The 17,528-nt window shown below is 41.1% G+C and carries 17 protein-coding genes and 1 other annotated feature; all 17 genes read right to left on the bottom strand.

The annotated features are described in order from the left end of the window. Positions 1 to 125 precede the first annotated feature (125 nt). Complete coding sequence (gene ileS / locus AC503W_RS06955; protein WP_402868203.1) at positions 126 to 2,891, bottom strand: isoleucine--tRNA ligase; 2,766 nt, start codon at positions 2,889 to 2,891, stop codon at positions 126 to 128. 89 nt (positions 2,892 to 2,980) lie between these two features. After that, positions 2,981 to 3,228, bottom strand: a binding site (T-box leader). 63 nt (positions 3,229 to 3,291) lie between these two features. Next, positions 3,292 to 3,807, bottom strand: a complete 516-nt coding sequence (locus tag AC503W_RS06950) for a DivIVA domain-containing protein (protein WP_402868201.1) — start codon at positions 3,805 to 3,807, stop codon at positions 3,292 to 3,294. 85 nt (positions 3,808 to 3,892) lie between these two features. Next, complete coding sequence (locus AC503W_RS06945; protein ID WP_402956214.1) at positions 3,893 to 4,666, bottom strand: YlmH family RNA-binding protein; 774 nt, start codon at positions 4,664 to 4,666, stop codon at positions 3,893 to 3,895. 152 nt (positions 4,667 to 4,818) lie between these two features. Continuing rightward, positions 4,819 to 5,085 (bottom strand): YggT family protein, encoded by a 267-nt coding sequence (locus AC503W_RS06940; protein ID WP_402868199.1) that lies wholly within the window; start codon positions 5,083 to 5,085, stop codon positions 4,819 to 4,821. Between the two features lie 6 nt (positions 5,086 to 5,091). Then, complete coding sequence (locus AC503W_RS06935; protein WP_402956212.1) at positions 5,092 to 5,559, bottom strand: cell division protein SepF; 468 nt, start codon at positions 5,557 to 5,559, stop codon at positions 5,092 to 5,094. Positions 5,560 to 5,574: 15 nt separating this feature from the next. Continuing rightward, entirely contained in the window at positions 5,575 to 6,252 is a 678-nt protein-coding gene (locus AC503W_RS06930) for a YggS family pyridoxal phosphate-dependent enzyme (RefSeq protein WP_402868195.1), read from the bottom strand. Next, the gene (gene pgeF, locus AC503W_RS06925; protein ID WP_494916523.1) at positions 6,249 to 7,082 is read right to left on the bottom strand and encodes a peptidoglycan editing factor PgeF; all 834 of its coding nucleotides are present in this window, start codon (positions 7,080 to 7,082) and stop codon (positions 6,249 to 6,251) included. Before pgeF ends, AC503W_RS06930 begins: the two co-directional genes overlap by 4 nt. Positions 7,083 to 7,151: 69 nt before the next feature. After that, the gene (locus tag AC503W_RS06920) at positions 7,152 to 7,421 is read right to left on the bottom strand and encodes a YlmC/YmxH family sporulation protein (protein ID WP_402868193.1); all 270 of its coding nucleotides are present in this window, start codon (positions 7,419 to 7,421) and stop codon (positions 7,152 to 7,154) included. Positions 7,422 to 7,636: 215 nt separating this feature from the next. Next, positions 7,637 to 8,458, bottom strand: coding sequence for an RNA polymerase sporulation sigma factor SigG (sigG, locus tag AC503W_RS06915; RefSeq protein WP_402868568.1), 822 nt, complete (start codon positions 8,456 to 8,458; stop codon positions 7,637 to 7,639). Positions 8,459 to 8,567: 109 nt separating this feature from the next. Then, entirely contained in the window at positions 8,568 to 9,287 is a 720-nt protein-coding gene (gene sigE, locus AC503W_RS06910; RefSeq protein WP_230158218.1) for an RNA polymerase sporulation sigma factor SigE, read from the bottom strand. Positions 9,288 to 9,344: 57 nt separating this feature from the next. Beyond that, on the bottom strand, positions 9,345 to 10,271 hold the full coding sequence (gene spoIIGA, locus AC503W_RS06905; RefSeq protein ID WP_494916521.1) for a sigma-E processing peptidase SpoIIGA: 927 nt from the start codon (positions 10,269 to 10,271) through the stop codon (positions 9,345 to 9,347). 491 nt (positions 10,272 to 10,762) lie between these two features. Next, a complete protein-coding gene (ftsZ, locus tag AC503W_RS06900) occupies positions 10,763 to 11,926 on the bottom strand; it encodes a cell division protein FtsZ (protein WP_402868187.1) in 1,164 nt (387 codons plus the stop codon). Between the two features lie 41 nt (positions 11,927 to 11,967). Beyond that, entirely contained in the window at positions 11,968 to 13,266 is a 1,299-nt protein-coding gene (gene ftsA, locus AC503W_RS06895) for a cell division protein FtsA (RefSeq protein WP_402868185.1), read from the bottom strand. Positions 13,267 to 13,490: 224 nt separating this feature from the next. Beyond that, complete coding sequence (locus tag AC503W_RS06890) at positions 13,491 to 13,724, bottom strand: DUF1290 domain-containing protein (protein WP_402868183.1); 234 nt, start codon at positions 13,722 to 13,724, stop codon at positions 13,491 to 13,493. Positions 13,725 to 14,100: 376 nt separating this feature from the next. After that, positions 14,101 to 14,877: a cell division protein FtsQ/DivIB gene (locus tag AC503W_RS06885; protein WP_407407285.1), complete on the bottom strand. Its 777-nt coding sequence runs from the start codon at positions 14,875 to 14,877 to the stop codon at positions 14,101 to 14,103. A 113-nt stretch (positions 14,878 to 14,990) separates the two neighbouring features. After that, a complete protein-coding gene (murB, locus tag AC503W_RS06880) occupies positions 14,991 to 15,902 on the bottom strand; it encodes a UDP-N-acetylmuramate dehydrogenase (RefSeq protein WP_402956204.1) in 912 nt (303 codons plus the stop codon). 362 nt (positions 15,903 to 16,264) lie between these two features. Next, positions 16,265 to 17,371 (bottom strand): stage V sporulation protein E, encoded by a 1,107-nt coding sequence (gene spoVE / locus AC503W_RS06875; protein WP_402868177.1) that lies wholly within the window; start codon positions 17,369 to 17,371, stop codon positions 16,265 to 16,267. Positions 17,372 to 17,528: the final 157 nt, after the last annotated feature.

Here is a 17,528-nt window from a genome sequence, read left to right as displayed (position 1 = left end):
TCTAGCAGTTGGTGAAGAATATTAGAATAGAAAGGAACTTTATTCCGGTCTTTATTCAAATGCGCTCTCATTTCAAATAAAAAACCGGCTCCCATATTAACTGGGAACCGGTCGTTCTAAAATGATTAATTCGTATAATGCTCTTTCACGACTGTTGCACAGCGTGGGCAAAGTGTTGGATGTTCTTCCACTTGACCTACATCTTGAGAAACATTCCAGCAACGTTCACAAGTTTCTCCTTCTGCTTTAGTTACCAGGATGGCCATATCCTCAAGTTTGACAGCTTCGGATGGGGCACTGGCCACATCGCCCGCGATATCAAATTCGGATACGATGAATAACTGTTCAAAGCTCTCCTCGATACTATCAAGAAGATTCCTTGTCTCTTCGTTTACATAAACGGTCACTTTTGCGTTCAGTGATTTCCCGATTACTTTTTGGTTACGTGCTTCTTCCAATGCTTTCAGGACATTATCACGAACATGCATGAATGCCGTCCATTTTTCCTCAATCGCTTCGGCATTATCCACAGAGATTTCCTCAGGCATCAATGTCAACTGTACACTCTCTTCCGTTACACCCGGAATGAACGTCCATACTTCATCCGCAGTATGAGACAGGATTGGAGACACTAATTTCGTTAAGCTGATTAAGGACTCATAAAGGACAGTTTGGATTGCTAAACGGTCTTTCCCGTTTGGCGCTTCACAATAAAGAATGTCTTTAGCATAATCAAGATAGAACGAACTTAGATCCTGTGTACAGAAATTGTTGACCATATTATAAATGGTAGCAAATTCATAATTTTCATAGCCTTGTTTTGATTGAGTGATCAGCTTATTCAATCTTACTAGCATATATTGATCCACTTCACGCAAATCTTCTACCGCCACTTTATCCGTTTCCGGATTAAAGCCATCCAGATTTCCTAGTAGGAAGCGGAATGTATTACGGATTTTACGATACACTTCGGAAACTTGTTTTAAGATAGGATCTGAAACCCGAACGTCAGATTGATAATCAACAGAAGCAACCCAAAGACGTAAAATATCAGCACCAAGCTGGTTCATAACTTTAGATGGAAGGACCACGTTACCAATAGATTTACTCATTTTACGTCCTTCGCCGTCTAATGCGAACCCATGGCTAAGTACACCTTTATATGGTGCTTTTCCTGTCACGGCAACACCTGTTGAAAGTGATGAGTTGAACCAACCGCGATATTGATCGGACCCTTCAAGATAAAGGTCAGCCGGACGTTGAAGTTCTTCTCTTTCTTCAAGAACCGCTTGATGGGAAGAACCGGAGTCGAACCATACATCCATGATATCCGTTTCTTTAGTGAAGATACCGTTTGGACTTCCTTCATGTGTAAAGCCTTGTGGTAGAAGATCTTTTGCTTCTTTTTCAAACCAGATATTTGAACCGTGCTCACGGAATAATTCTGAAATATGATTGATTGTTTCGTCCGTGATGATTGGTTCGCCATTTTCTGCGTAAAATACTGGAATTGGCACACCCCATGCACGTTGTCGAGAGATACACCAATCTCCTCGGTCACGGACCATATTGAATAGGCGTGTTTCACCCCATGCCGGTACCCATTTCGTTTCTTCGACTGCCTTCAGCAAATCATCACGGAAGTCCTTGATTGAAGCGAACCACTGTGCAGTTGCACGGAAGATCGTCGGCTTCTTCGTCCGCCAGTCATGTGGGAATGAATGTGTGATGAATGTAAGATTCAACAGGGCTCCCACTTCAGTTAATTTTTCGGAAATCGCTTTATTTGCTTTATCATAGAATAATCCAGCAAACTCCCCTGCTTCTTCAGTCATGACACCTTTTTCATCGACTGGGCAAAGAACATCCAAGCCATATTTCTGACCGATGATAAAGTCATCTTCCCCGTGTCCTGGAGCTGTATGAACACAACCTGTTCCAGCTTCAGTCGTTACATGCTCACCTAACATCACTAGTGATTCACGATCATATAGAGGATGCTTCGCTACAGCACGATCCAACTCACTGCCTTTTACCGTTTTCACGATAGTTGGGTTTTCCCATCCAAGCGTTTCTTTAACAGATTCCAATAAGGCTTCTGCCACTAAGTATTTTTCATTTTCCACTGCAACAACCACATAATTCAATTGTGGATGTAGGGAAATTCCAAGGTTGGCCGGAATCGTCCATGGTGTTGTCGTCCAAATGATGATTTTTACACCTTCATCAATGACACCTTTACCATCAGTCACTTCAAATGCTACATAGATTGAAGCCGAACGTTTATCTTGGTATTCAATCTCCGCTTCAGCAAGAGCCGATTCACTCGAAGGGGACCAGTAAACAGGTTTCTTCCCTTTATAGATATAGCCTTTTTTCGCCATTTCACCAAAAACCTTGATCTGTTGTGCTTCATATTCAGGCTTTAACGTAATATAAGGATTATCCCAATCCCCGCGAACACCAATCCGCTTGAATTGCTCACGTTGATTGTTAATCTGTACGTATGCATATTCTTCACATAGCTTTCTGAATTCAGCGACGCTCATTTCTTTACGGTTCACGCCTTTTTTAGTCAAAGCCGTTTCAATTGGGAGACCGTGCGTATCCCAGCCTGGAACATACGGTGCATGGTAACCGCTCATGGACTTAAAACGGACGATGAAATCTTTTAAAACTTTATTCAAGGCATGACCCATATGGATATCACCGTTTGCATATGGAGGTCCATCATGTAAAATGAATAACGGTCGCCCTTCAGTGTGCTCTTGCACTTTTTTATAGATGTCCATCTCTTTCCACTTTTCCTGAATTTCAGGCTCGCGCTTCGGAAGGTTGCCCCTCATTGGAAATTCAGTTTTAGGCATTAATAAAGTATCTTTATATTCCATTATAAAATTCCTCCATCCATCTATCCATAACTTCATTTGAGTTGATTGACCCGATTCGCAGACAAAATAAAAAGCCTTCTCATCCCTGAAAAAGGGACGAGAAAGCTTTGCTTCCCGCGGTACCACCCTGGTTAGAAAGATTCACAAAACGGCTGAATCCTTTCCTCTCGAGCATTCGTAACGTGAATGATACGCATCGTTTACTTGCTGCATAAGCAGGTTCAATTCAGAACTCAAGGGTGATGTTCAATTCCTTCTCTTATCCCGGGCTTACACCGTCCCCGGGTCGCTACATATAAGGATATGAGGAATTTACTGTCCCTGTCATCGTCTAATGTCATCATGAATAGTATTGTTAAAAAATTATATGCGAAAAAAGTGCTTGAAGTCAAGGAAACGTTTAATTTTCCTCATCTACTCCATCATTTAATTCTATTTCAGATGCATCCACTTCGTATTCAAGCAGATGATCCCAGTCGTCATTATCCAACAAATCGAGCTGTGCTCCGACAAGCATTTTAAAGCGAGTACGGAAAACCTTCGATTGTTTTTTCAAGTCTTCTATATCCATCGCTATTTTTCTTGCTTTCACAAGCGACTCATTGACAATCCGGTCAGCATTCTTTTCTGCTTCCTTGATGATCAGTTTGGCTTCTTTTTGGGCATTGCGCTTTAATTCTTCTGCAGCTTCCTGCGCGACAATGATAGACTTATTAAGCGTGCCCTCGATAGTCGTGAAATGACCTAAACGATCGAACGTCTCGTTCAATTTTTCTTCCATTTCTTTCTTTTCTCTTAGAATCAATTCATAATCTTTAATGACTTGGTCTAGAAATTCGTTAACCTCATCTTCATCATACCCTCGAAATACTTTACTAAATTCCTTGTTATGTATATCTATCGGGGTTAAGGGCATTGTTGCACCTCCAGAACAATTTCTACTCTATTACATTAAAACTCTATATTCGACAAAAAATATGTGAATCCTGCTAACAACTAAATTATTTTTTCCTACCTAATGAGATTCTCCACTTATCCTTTTTCGTTTTCCCATCGATTGAAGTGATTTTACATCGACCGAAACCCCTGATGGATAGAGTATCCCCCTCACGGCATTCTTCAGAAACGCTCTCCGTTTGCTTGAAATTAACCTTGGTTTTCCCCGACGATATCAACGTTTGGGCTTTTTGCCGGGAAATATTCAAAACAGCCGAAAGTACGCTATCAAGCCTTAATGAGCTAACGGTACTGACCTGCTCTTCCCAGTTGTCCTTCACCACAAGGATATCCTCAATCGGAATCCTTTTAATGGTTACGGAAGCATTGCCTATCTTATCCAGGTTTCCCGTAAGGTATGAATCCATTTCCCCTGTTGCAATAAATTGGACTTGCTCCTCTGTCACTATAATATCACCGAATTTTTCACGTTTTACCCCCAGTGACATCAAGGTTCCAAGTATTTGCCTGTGTTCAAGTGTAACAAATTTTTTTGGATAGGAGATATCATATAAGGAGATATTGAAATCAGATGATTCAGGAGAGTAGTAATCAGGATAAATGAGGGCACGTTTCCGTTCAACGAAATCACTCCCGCCGTGAAATTGCAGTAGCACATCCTGTTTGTTTCCTAATAGGGATGTGAGGATTTCCTGCTGACGCGGATCCAGAAAGTCAGAAAGTTTAGGAGCATAAGAATCTCTAACCTGGTCAATCCAATTCATTGCCTGGTCGATAAATTCCTTTTCCTCCGGCCTGAAATGTTGATATATACTCATGTAGAATGCATGCTCCTTACATATGGATAAATGGTTGTACACAAGAATGAATCGTAACATACACCTTCGTTACTACTACACAGCCAAGAATTCACCTAGCTGTGTAGTTACTGGCCATTCTATTATTTTACGTCTTTAGTATGAACTACAAATCATCCGAATAAGCTTTGTAGATAAAAAATCCCATAATTCTTCGCAAAATTTAAAACCAACAAGGCTACAAGTGGTGATATGTCAATCATGCCGAGTGGTGGGATGAATTTTCTGAACGGTTCTAAATATGGTTCGCAAATCTTTACCAGGAATTGGCCAATCGATGTTTCCCGGGCATTAGGGAACCAAGACATTAATATGTAAACAATTAATGCCATTGAATAAATTTCAACTAAATAATATAAACCTTGAAGCACTAGAGCCATTAACCATTACCACCTCGCTTCTTCGTACTCCTTATCCACTTCAAAACCGGTAATATTACCGGAAACATCAACGTTATCCGGAGTACACAAGAATATGTCTGTACCGATTTTTTGGATATCCCCACTGATTGCATATACAGTGCCGCTTAAAAAGTCGATAATCCGCTTTCCTTGGTCATGCGGGATTCGCTGAAGATTTACAACGACTGCACGACGGTTTTTCAAATGGTCTGCGACATCCTGAGCTTCTGCATAAGCACGAGGCTCCAATAATACTACTTTAGAAGATTTTTGCACGCTTTGCAAACTTACTATATTTTGATTTGGATTATTTCCTGTAGAAGCAGGTGGGGTCTGCTGTTTTGCAGGCTTTACCGCTTTACGCTCCATCTCCTCTTCCTCCACCACTTCGTCCTTATATTCATACTCATCATCCAGCGCGAAATAGGATTTAAACTTTGATACGAATGACATCTTTTACGTACCTCCTTATAATTCTTCGCCTACCAGTGCAGTACCAATCCGAATCATGGTAGAGCCTTCCTCGATGGCAATCATAAAATCATTGGACATCCCCATGGATAATTCCGAGCATGGAGCATGAGTCAATTCCGCTTTTTGAATTTCCAGTTGGAGGTTTTTTAATGTACGGAAGCAACCTCGGAGTACCTGTTCGTCCTCTGTAAAAGGTGCCATTGTCATCAACCCAACGACCTTCACCTTGTCAAAAGCCCCTAGTTCTTTAATAAATTCAAGCGTCGACTCTGGATTCAGACCGTGTTTAGACTCTTCACCAGAAACATTGACCTGCACTAAACAGTTTATCGGCTCTTTTGAACGTTTTTGTATTTCTTCTGCCAACGATATACGATCCAAAGAATGAATATAAGCAACTTTATCAATGACATTCTTAACCTTACGTGTCTGCATGGAACCGATATAATGCCAGTTCGGTGTATCCTTCAACACTTCATATTTATTCAATAAACCTTGATCGCGATTTTCACCTAAATCAGTGACACCGGCTTCCAATGCCTCTTTTGCCCTCTCGATGGAAACATATTTTGTAACCCCGATTAATTTGACATCTTCCCGATGCCTGCCACTATTTTTACACGCTTCATTTATTTTTTCTTCGATGTTTTTTAGATTTTCTGCAACTTTCATCGCTTTTCAAGATCCTCCTTCCAACCAATAAAGCTCATCAACCTACCACTTTTCCCATTATCCCGGCGATGGGAAAAAAATAAATCCTCATCACAGCTTGTACAATATGAAGTCACAGCAATCTGCTCCCTCGGGATTCCAGATTTCTCCATGATCATGGCGTTCAGTTCTTTAAGATCTAGTTGATATTGTCCTTCACTAATTAAATTATAGGGCTTCTCGTCATTTTCTTCCAGCAAATTCCGCACTAAATCTATGACTTTATCATCTACAACATAACATCTCGAACAAATAGAGGGCCCAACTACGGCAAATATTTCTGATGGTTTTATACCTTCATGTATCCACGCCTCTACCATATTGTGCGCAATGCCATTAACGGTTCCCTTCCAGCCGGCATGTGCCACCCCAACCATTCCATGTGTAGGAGCATAAAAATATAAAGGCACACAATCCGCATAACAAAGGGTCAGTAGAACATTTTTATCACTCGTATAAAAACCGTCTGTCGCCCTAAAACCAGAAGGATAATCAGTGGCGCCTTTCCCACAATCCCGAGTCGTTACTTGCTGGATATGAGTTTCATGAGTCTGCTCGGCCCCTACCCAATGATTAAGCGGAAAAGATAGTTTTTCAGCAAGAATTCGGCGGTTTGCCTGTACATCCCCTATCTTGTCCCCAACATGAAAGCCGGTATTCAATGATGTAAAGCAGCCAGAACTGACTCCTCCGTTTTTCGTTGTAAAGCCCGCCACAAGCTGGAGATTTTGTTGTCTCCAGCTATCAACAAGCAAATATTGATCTTCGACTAAAACAAAAGGTTCTTTCATGCTTTCATTCCTCTTTATTTTTAGTTTAGTGTATCATAAATATCCTTCTAATACCCTCTAAAGGTACCCCTATAACCGTTCATCTTTCAGCTCTGTTTGAAATATCGTCTGATGTTCGACAAGGATGACATCCGCCCCAATTTTTTTTATTTTTCGCCAAGGAATCACGATATCTTGCTCCCTCCCAAAAAAGCCCATTAGCCTGGTACTATTCGAAACAATGATTGCTTCAATCATTCCCGTCCCCGTATTGATTTCTAAGTCTGTCATATTACCCAATTTCTTTCCATCTGCTATATTGACGATATCCTTAATTTGAAATTCAGAAATTCTAGTCACGCCATTCAGCTCCTCCTGAAATGTGTTTCTCCAGATAAAAAACCTTTTTTTATGTATATGACTGGTTTTGTTCAAGAATGAAGGAATCGGGAAATAAAGGTCTTTATGCAGTGGCTTGAGCAAACTAAAAAAAAGCCGCTACGGCTAGGTTGCTGATTGGCGGGCAAGAGAATCACCCTTACCCGCTTCAGTCAACTGTTACTCGTGCTCAGCTTTTACTGTTGAATGTTTTTATTCATTTGCTTGATTGCCGCTTTTTCCAAGCGGGAGACTTGCGCTTGTGAAATGCCGATTTCCTCGGCTACCTCCATTTGGGTCTTCCCTTGGAAAAATCGTTTACGAAGGATCATTTTTTCACGGTCATTCAACCGTCTCATCCCTTCGTTTATGGCTATCTCATCGATCCAGGTACTATCCTTATTTTTTTCATCACTTAATTGGTCGAGTACATAAATCGGGTCCCCGCCATCATTATAAATCGGTTCGAAAAGGGATACTGGATCTTGGATTGCATCTAACGCGAAAACAATTTCTTCGTGCGGTAATCCTAACACTTTGGCGATTTCTTCAGCTGTGGGCTCACGTAGAGTCTGGCTGATAAGTTTTTCCTTAACCTGCAATGCTTTATAAGCAATGTCCCTTAAAGACCGGGAAACACGTATTGGATTATTATCACGAAGATACCTTCTGATTTCTCCAATAATCATTGGTACAGCATACGTTGAAAACTTTACGTTCTGACCCAAGTCAAAATTATCTATCGATTTCATCAACCCTATACAGCCTACCTGAAATAGATCATCTACATATTCTCCCCGATTGTTAAAGCGTTGAATGACGCTCAAAACGAGTCGAAGATTCCCGTTTACCAGTTTCTCTCTTGCTGAAAGCTCGCCACCTTGCAATTCTTTAAAGAGTTTTCTCATTTCATCATTTTTCAAAACCGGTAATTTCGATGTATCCACACCGCAGATTTCAACCTTGTTACGAGACAAAATTCTTCCCTCCTCACAGGAGTGCTGTACAAAAAACAGTATTTCCGCGGGAGGGAAAAATATGCATAGGGTATTTTTGAAAAATCAAAACATCTCTTCATCCAAGCACAAGAAAGTACGGTCTCAAAAGCTTTATACTCGAAATATTTTTTTACACCATTTTATTAAATTCTTTTCTTAGCCGTTTAATAATTCTTTTCTCCAACCTTGAAATATAGGATTGGGAAATCCCGAGCATATCCGCAACATCCTTTTGCGTCTTTTCTTCTCCGCCAGCAAGTCCAAATCGAAGTTCCATTATTTGTTTTTCACGATCAGAGAGCTGCGTCAGGGCTTTCGTCAGTAGCTTCCGATCCACATTCGCCTCTAGATCCTTAGTGATGATGTCATCATCAGTCCCCAGAACATCTGAGAGCAGGAGTTCATTTCCATCCCAATCGATATTCAAGGGCTCATCAAAAGAAACTTCCGAACGGATTTTATTATTTCTCCTTAAATACATTAATATTTCATTCTCGATGCATCTCGAAGCATATGTAGCAAGTTTGATTTTTTTCTCGGGATTGAATGTATTGACTGCCTTAATCAAGCCAATGGTCCCAATGCTAATTAAATCTTCGATATTGATTCCCGTATTCTCAAATTTCCTTGCAATATAGACGACAAGCCTTAGATTCCTCTCGATTAAGATAGAGCGGGCAGCTTCATCGCCTTTTGGTAACTTATTGATCAATATTGCCTCTTCTTCTTTTGAAAGTGGGGGCGGGAGCGCCTCACTTCCTCCTATATAAAATATTTCGTCCGTCTTCAATCCGAGCTTGAACAAGAGTTTGTACCAAAAATAGGTGAGCCGAAGAATAAATTTCTTCAAAATAATTCTCCCTTCTAAAATAGACGAATTGTGGAGCCAAATTGAAAGAGCAAAATGTTATGAGGCATTTTTCACCGGAATCCCGGTTAACATTTTTGGATGGACGATAGATTGATAGCTATTGTCCGCAGAAAGTTGTTGAAAGGTAAACGACACAAGGCCCTGCTTGACTTGATACTCGTTTTCCCCTTGGGATATTTTAATGAAGTCCGGCTTGATGGCCGTTAGCAATTGATGTTCATGCCCCACCACTTTATATGGAATTACGCGCATACGGCCCGTCCATGTATATTCAGGCTGTTCTTCCTGTCGGACCAGGATGTCCGGATTCTTGAACAATTCAACCATATCCGCAGGGATTCCAGCTTCATCTCCAGAAAGTGAAATGATCATAACAGGCGAACGGGTTATTGGATCATATAATTGATTCCCACTGTCCACAAGCCCCTGAAAAGTCCCTTCAAACTCTGATACTTTCACCGTGACTGACACCAGTTGCTCATGCGTTAGTTTTGTCATCTCCATTCCTTCTAGAGTACGCTTGGAAAATTGCCAGGCAAGCGGGAAGCCCACCATCACAAAAATCCAGCTGACGGGGTCACCAAAACGATTGATTCCGGCATATTGACCAGGGTTTTTGGAAACGATTTGATATTCGAATAGATAGTGAAGGCCAAGGAGGATCCCACCTGATAAAAACGTGACAAAGTATAAAGTGGCTAATGACTTCAGGAAAAGGTTGAATCTGATGAACCCAAAGGTGGCCAGGACCATAAAAAGAGAAAATGCGATTTTCATATAAAATTGGTCAGCCATTGCGTAAAAAGGGGTAAATGCCAATACGATGATTAGAGAACCTATCAGCCCGCCGGCACAAACCCGCCAAAGGGCGACCCGCCGTTTGAGAATGATTGCAGTCCAATATAAGAGGAGGCAGTCAAATAACCAATTCAATAACCAAATCACATCTAAATATAAGGTCAAACACTCACCCCTCCTTTTAGAATCTAACCTTCCACTAGCAAAAAGTATAACGCACCTGATAATAGAAAGTGTGTCACTTTTTGTACAGGAAACTTAAGAGTTTTTCAGTCTTTTTTAGCCTTTTTGTAGAAAAACAGCTATTGATTTTTTCAAGACTGCTTCATACCAGTTACGCTCCCTCATTTAAAGCTGTCGATTTATGGGTTGTAGAAGATAGAATTTCTTTCAGCTTCTCTTCTCAGAGTTCCATTGTTATAAAGGACCTTCTCCAAATTCAAGTTGGAAATCCATTATCCATTCCAGCCGCCTTTACGTCCTTTCATGAATTTTATGGATCAGGGCATAGCCCAACGGTTCAAACAGGTGGAGAGCAGCTCTTAGGGCCTTAAAAGTCCATATGGCGATTAACCAGTAATAATCAATCGAAACATCTTTCCGAAAAAAGCAAAAAAAGGGCCGCTCCCATAGGGAACGACCTTTTCTCTTTCAAATTAACGCCTTCTATTACGATTGCGTAGGAAGGTTGGAATATCCAAAGCTTCCTCACCTTGTCCTTGATTATTATTCCTTGTAGGCTGTTCGTTCACTTCTTCTCTCTTCACTTCACGATTTACACTAGGTGTAGGCGCTTGTGTTTGAGGTCTCGTTTGCTGTTGTTGCTGTCCAAGTGTTGAACGACCCGGAGCTCGCATGGACGTTTCAGCTTCGGTAAAGCCCGTCGCAATAACTGTAACAACAATTTCGTCCTTTAAGTTTTCATTGATGACAGAACCGAAAATCATATTTACCTCTTGATCAGAAGCGGTGGCCACAATATCGGCTGCCTCTTGGACCTCGAATAAACTTAGGTTCGTTCCACCAGTAATGTTCAATAGAACCCCTTGAGCCCCATCGATGGACGTTTCAAGCAACGGACTGGAGATCGCTTTTTTAGCTGCTTCAGCGGCGCGGTTTTCTCCAGAGGAGATTCCGATACCCATCAGGGCCGATCCACGATTTGACATGATGGTCTTAACATCGGCAAAATCCAAATTAATAAGACCAGGAACAGCGATCAAATCTGAAATCCCCTGTACCCCTTGACGAAGGACATTATCCGCTTCACGGAATGCTTCAAGCATAGGTGTGCTTTTATCAACAATTTCAAGAAGTCGGTCATTCGGAATGACGATAAGCGTATCGACCGATTCTTTCATGGAGGCAATACCACCTTGCGCCTGGGTTGCACGTTTGCGTCCTTCAAACGTGAAAGGACGTGTAACGACACCAACTGTCAGTGCACCAAGATCTTTAGCGATACCCGCGATAACTGGGGCAGCACCCGTACCAGTTCCGCCGCCCATTCCAGCCGTTACGAAAACCATATCAGCGCCTTTTAGCGCTTCTTCGATTTGTTCTTTACTTTCTTCTGCCGCTTTTTTACCTACCTCAGGATTCGCACCAGCACCCAATCCTCTAGTAAGCTTACCGCCGATTTGCATTTTAACTTCTGCTTTTGATAAATTAAGTGCCTGCGCATCAGTATTGACAGAAATAAATTCGACACCTTGTACACCATGTTCGATCATTCTGTTTACCGCATTGTTACCGCCGCCGCCAACACCTATAACCTTTATCGTTGCTAATTGTTCTAAATTAGAATCAAACTCCAACATGACAATCCTCCTATTTTGACGAAATTCCCGATTTTTTGTTTTTATTCAAAAAAGTAACCCAAGATTTTTTTGAATTTCGATTCACCTTTTTCACCTTGTTTTTTAGCCGTGTTCTCTTTATGTTTCTGAGAGGACTTCTGGCTCCGCTGGTCATTATTCTCTTGTGCCTGACCAGCTGGTACAGGAGTTTTATTTGTGGTGTTCTTTTGCATTCTCTCTTTCTTGCACGCATGTTTAATTAGACCGACAGCTGTCGTATATTGCGGTTCTCTGACACCAATATAATTTGGTTCGGCTGTCCTGACACGATTTTGGAATACATACTGAGCAAGTTCCAGTACTCCTGGCATCTTAACGGCCCCACCGGTCAATACGAACCCTCCCGGTACTTCCTGAAAACCAAGTCTTCTCAAATCATCTTGTATTAACTCGAAAATTTCGGTCAACCTCGCCTCAATTATATCTGAGAGCATCAGCTGGTTACATGGTTGTTGCTGGTCGCTGCCGATGATTGGTATCTGGAATACTTCGTCTTCTGACGCATCATCATAAAAGGCATGGCCATGCTTAATTTTAATTTTTTCAGCTTCCTCCATGGTAGTCCTTAGTACAATGGAGAGATCCTTTGTAAGCGTCTCACCGCCTATAGGAATCACGGAAGTATATTGTAGATAGCCTTGCTCGAAAATCGCTAGAGTGGTAGAACCTCCCCCAATATCGACAAGCGCTACTCCAAGTTCCTTTTCATCCTTCGATAAAACCAGCCCACCTGCTGCCAATGGCTGAAGGGCAATATCCGTTATTTCTAACCCTGCTCGTTCCACACACCGCAAGGAATTATGTAAAATTGTCCGCAGACCTGTTATTAATATGCCTCTCATTTCCAGACGGACGCCAATCATGCCCCTTGGATCGCTAATTTCATCCAACTCATCAACTTTATAATGAATCGGCACCACATCGATAATTTCCCGGTCCGATGGTATGGTAATTAACTCAGCGGCTTCTCTAACACGGAATACATCGTGTTCATTAATCTCTTTATTTTCACTAGATACGGCTACTACCCCATGGCAAGGCTGAAGCGTTACGTGGTTCCCGCTGATACCGACGATCACTTTTTTGATTTCCATTCCTATCATTCGTTCAGCTTGCTCTACGGCCTTTTGAATGGATTGGACTGTTTCATCTATATCGACGATGGAGCCTTTCTTTAGCCCTTCTGATTTTACATTTCCTACGCCTATGATATTTAATGTGTCATTGACCATTTCCCCAATGATTACTTTTACACTGGATGTACCGATGTCAAGACTTACGTAGATTTCGTTGCTGTTCATTCCATGGCACCTCCTTCAGTTTATACATATATTAGTAGAATAGCATTATCCTATCAAAAGACCTATTCATTTTAGAATAACAGACCTAATTACAACTCGCTAATATTATAATAAATGTCATCTCGTATTATTAAGAGAAAACTCGTAGGTTTACAATCTTTATAATAGTTATCGTTCGTCTCTTGGTATCTAAATGTCTTACCTAAACTTAATACTGACTTAATCTATTCGGCATTTATACCGCAATTCCCTCTAATAATATAGATTTTTTCCATTTTTTTCAGAAAAAAATCTCTTATCCAACTGTGCCCTTTGAATTTCACCCGTATTTTGAAAGTTTCACACGTAAATACAAAGATTCCAGCTAAATACAAGTCTACACCAAGATGTACACCTAGAAAAGTCAAACTTGCAGATAAAACTATTATTAAATAAGAATACAACGGCCAATACCACATCTTCATGGGAAGTTTGATACGACCCCGCAACTCCCCACATTAAAAATTCCGCATGCAACAAAGACTACAAAATGAATATAAGGTCCAACTAAAATCCATGGATTTTAGCACTCAAGAGAATCAACCAGTTGGGGCATGGTCCCCTATCCCATTAAAGGCGGAGAAGGACCCATATATGTATAGTTCTTGGAGTCTCATTTTTACTGGCACTATCAGCAAAATCAGTGCAGACCCACATTATCCACTTCCATTTTTAGCTAAAAACGGATTACATTCGGTCATCCTGTACTTGCTTTTTTTATGTTAGTCAAACACTTATTCTTTTCCGAAAATGTACGCTAACTTTAGTTCAATCATTGTCGTTAAAGCAACGGATTCACTCCGACTCGTCTTCCTTTTGTTCAGACTCATCAAAGGCTTTAAAGTAGGAACCGACCTCTAGATCGATGACTCCCTTTACCTCGGGATCCAATTGGCTGATAATGGATGGATAGTGTATCATTTTCTCAGATAGAGTACGACTTGTCGCACTAACTTCAAATCCATCATTCATGTACATAACAATATGGTATTTATCCGTTTTAGTCGGGTCATGGTGAATTTCGGAAATAGCATTTTGTATGGCCACAGGAAGCTTGTCCAGTTCCTCCAAAAGTAACTTTAATGCTTTACCCTCTTTGAAACCAATTAAAACAGGGGCAAATACTGGATTTTCACCACTCTCTAACTCTTTTAGGATGTCACCGTTTTCCAATATCGGAGCAAATTTACCATTCATGGATAAATAGGCAATTCTAGTATGCTCAGAAACCGTTATTTTAACGGAATTAGGAAAAACAGGTACAACACTGGCACTTTTTATATCCGGATTTTTTTTTATGTTGGCGGCAGTCTCTCCCGTGTCAACTTTCCAGATGCTTCGGTCTTTCTTGATGTTACTTAATTTAATAATTTGCTTAGAAGTAATATACTGGTTTCCCTCTACCTTTATGGACTTCACATAGCTTAGCGGGGATAAAAAATATAATACACAAGCAACCAAAATGAAGAAAAGGGAAAGCAAAAGAACAAGTCGTCTATTTGCTTTGCTCTTTCTAATTTGCTTTAGCTTAGGAATGCGGTCCTCAATGGAAACGATTTTCCCCTTTTCCACCTATTTCACCTCTTCCTAAAATGGATGATTGGTGACACTCACCAAAAAATAAGAAATAGAATTTTTCAAGTAACACATTATACCACAATATTTGGATATAAAGAATGAATATCCTATTGTTTTCTCCCGATGATTTCTACTTCTGTTTCCAATTCAATTTCATACTTGCTATATACCGTATCCTTCGCGTGTTGAATCAGAGCTTCCACGTCTGCCGCACTTCCATTACCAGTGTTGACGATGAAGTTTCCATGCATAGGGGAAATTTGGGCCCCACCTATCGAATGCCCCTTAAGGCCAGCATCCTCCACTAACCTTCCTGCATGTCTTGGCAGTGGATTCCTGAAAATGCTTCCAGCACATGGCAAGTTATATGGTTGGGTATCTTTACGATAGTTTTTGTTATTCTGCATTCTCTCGACGATTTCACTTCGGTTACCCTCTTCTAATTGGAAGATGGCCTCCAGCACGATACCAGGTTTTTTCTTTTGAAGGAGAGATGTTCGATACGAAAACTCCATTTCCTCCTTAGAAAGCCAAGCCAAGGTTCCATCTTCAAATAGGACATGCACTTGCTTAAGGATGGCACTCATATCCGAATCGTGTGCACCTGCATTCATATACACAGCACCACCAACGGAACCTGGAATTCCACTGGCAAACTCCAGCCCGGCATATCCCTTTTTACTAATCTTCACTGATAAACTTACAAGGGAAACACCAGCTCCAGCCTTCACTTCCGTCCCATTGATTTCAAGATGATCCAGACCTTTACCTAACTTCAGTACCACACCTTCGATTCCATCATCGCTGACAAGGAGGTTTGAACCTCTTCCTATTGCTCTCCATGGCAAATTATTATCTTTGATGACCTTCATCGCTTTTTCAATATTTTCAATGGAGGATGGCTCGATGAATAGATCCGCGGGTCCACCAATTTTCATTGTCGTATGATTAGCAAGTGGCTCATGTTCCAGTATCTTGCCGATTTGCATGTCGGTTAATTGTTGTATCGCTTTATCCATGATTAACCTCCTTGTGCACCTAGATTTTAACATTATAAGTTTCATTTCCCCACCGTAATGAGGCCTCTAATTATGCAATATCAAAAACACTATTTTGTTTAACTTGAAAATGAGCAAGAGTAAGCGCCTCTTCGGTCGAACCCTCTTATACTATAGTCTAAACAAGGCCGTATTGCCAATATTTATTGTAGATATCCCAACATTCCTCTTTGGTAATATTTAAGCACCATTTCATTTTTTTCAAAATCTTCTCATACGGGGCCGGGCAAATCACCGGCAACCATTCCAATCCATGCATTCACCAAAAAAGAAGCCCGATTTTATGACGGGCTTCCTCTTTAAGAAATGTATATCATCTTGCTTTAAAACCTTGAATACCGACTGATATTCAGCAGTACGCCAATGGCAATCAACATGAGTGTCAGGGAGGAGCCACCATAACTTAATAGGGGCAAGGTGATACCGGTAACCGGCATTAAACCAGTGACCACGCCAATATTGATCATGACTTGAATAGCTACCATTGCAATGATCCCAACCGCTACCAGGCTACCATATAAGTCTGGCGCACCAAGGGCGATTCGTATCCCACGCCATAGCATGAGAGCGAATAATAAAATCACAAGTGAACCTCCAATGAACCCTAATTCTTCAGATAGTATCGCGAATATAAAGTCGGTTTGCGGTTCTGGTAAATAGAAAAACTTTTGACGACTTTGTCCTAATCCGAGGCCGAACAACCCACCGGGGCCGATTGCATAAAACGACTGGATCATTTGAAATCCACTTCCAAGCGGGTCCTCCCAAGGATCGAGGAAGGAGGTAATCCGTTTTATCCTATATGGGGCCGATAAAATAAGGCCGACAAAACCAGCTACTCCGAGTAGGGCTAGGCCAACAAAATGGCTGATTCTCGCACCTGAAATAAAAATCATCACGATACATGTTCCAACCATCACTGTTCCTGTACCGAGATCAGGCTGTAACATGATAAGCCCAAATGCTAAAAATACAATGCCCAACGATGGCATCATCCCTTTTTTAAAGGAAGTGATCAGTTTTTGTCTTTCCGATAAGAATTTAGCTAAAAAAGCAATCATCGCTAACTTCATGAATTCGGACGGCTGTACGGAGAAAGCTCCCACGCCAATCCAACTCCGGGACCCGTTTCTTGCCATCCCGATACCTGGTACCAAAACGGCCAACAGTAAGATGAAGCAGATAATAATTAGCAATTTGGCCCAAGTGCGCCATGTCCAGTAATCGACATTCATGATAAAAAACATGGCTACGACACCTACACAGGCAAACAGCAACTGTCTTTTAGCAAAATAAAAGGAGTCATCGAATTTATAGTCTGCCCAAATTGCACTGGCGCTGTAAACCATAACTAAACCAATTGTCAAAAGGCTTAAGGTGACGATAATGAGAATAAGATCAGGATTGGATTTTTTTAATGGCACGGACATCCACCTCTAGGAAGTTTTTCGAGCCTGTACGAATATAAAACACTACCTGATATGCCACTTTTTTAGCGGCACTTAAGTCAAAAAAAGCGATAACGGCTCATTATCGCTTTTTTTTCAAGGTGTCAACGTAGAAGCAGGTTCACTTCCTTCTGCGAAA

The sequence above is a fragment of the Peribacillus suis genome (genome assembly GCF_059384845.1).
This window is presented reverse-complemented; position numbering and strand designations above follow the sequence as displayed.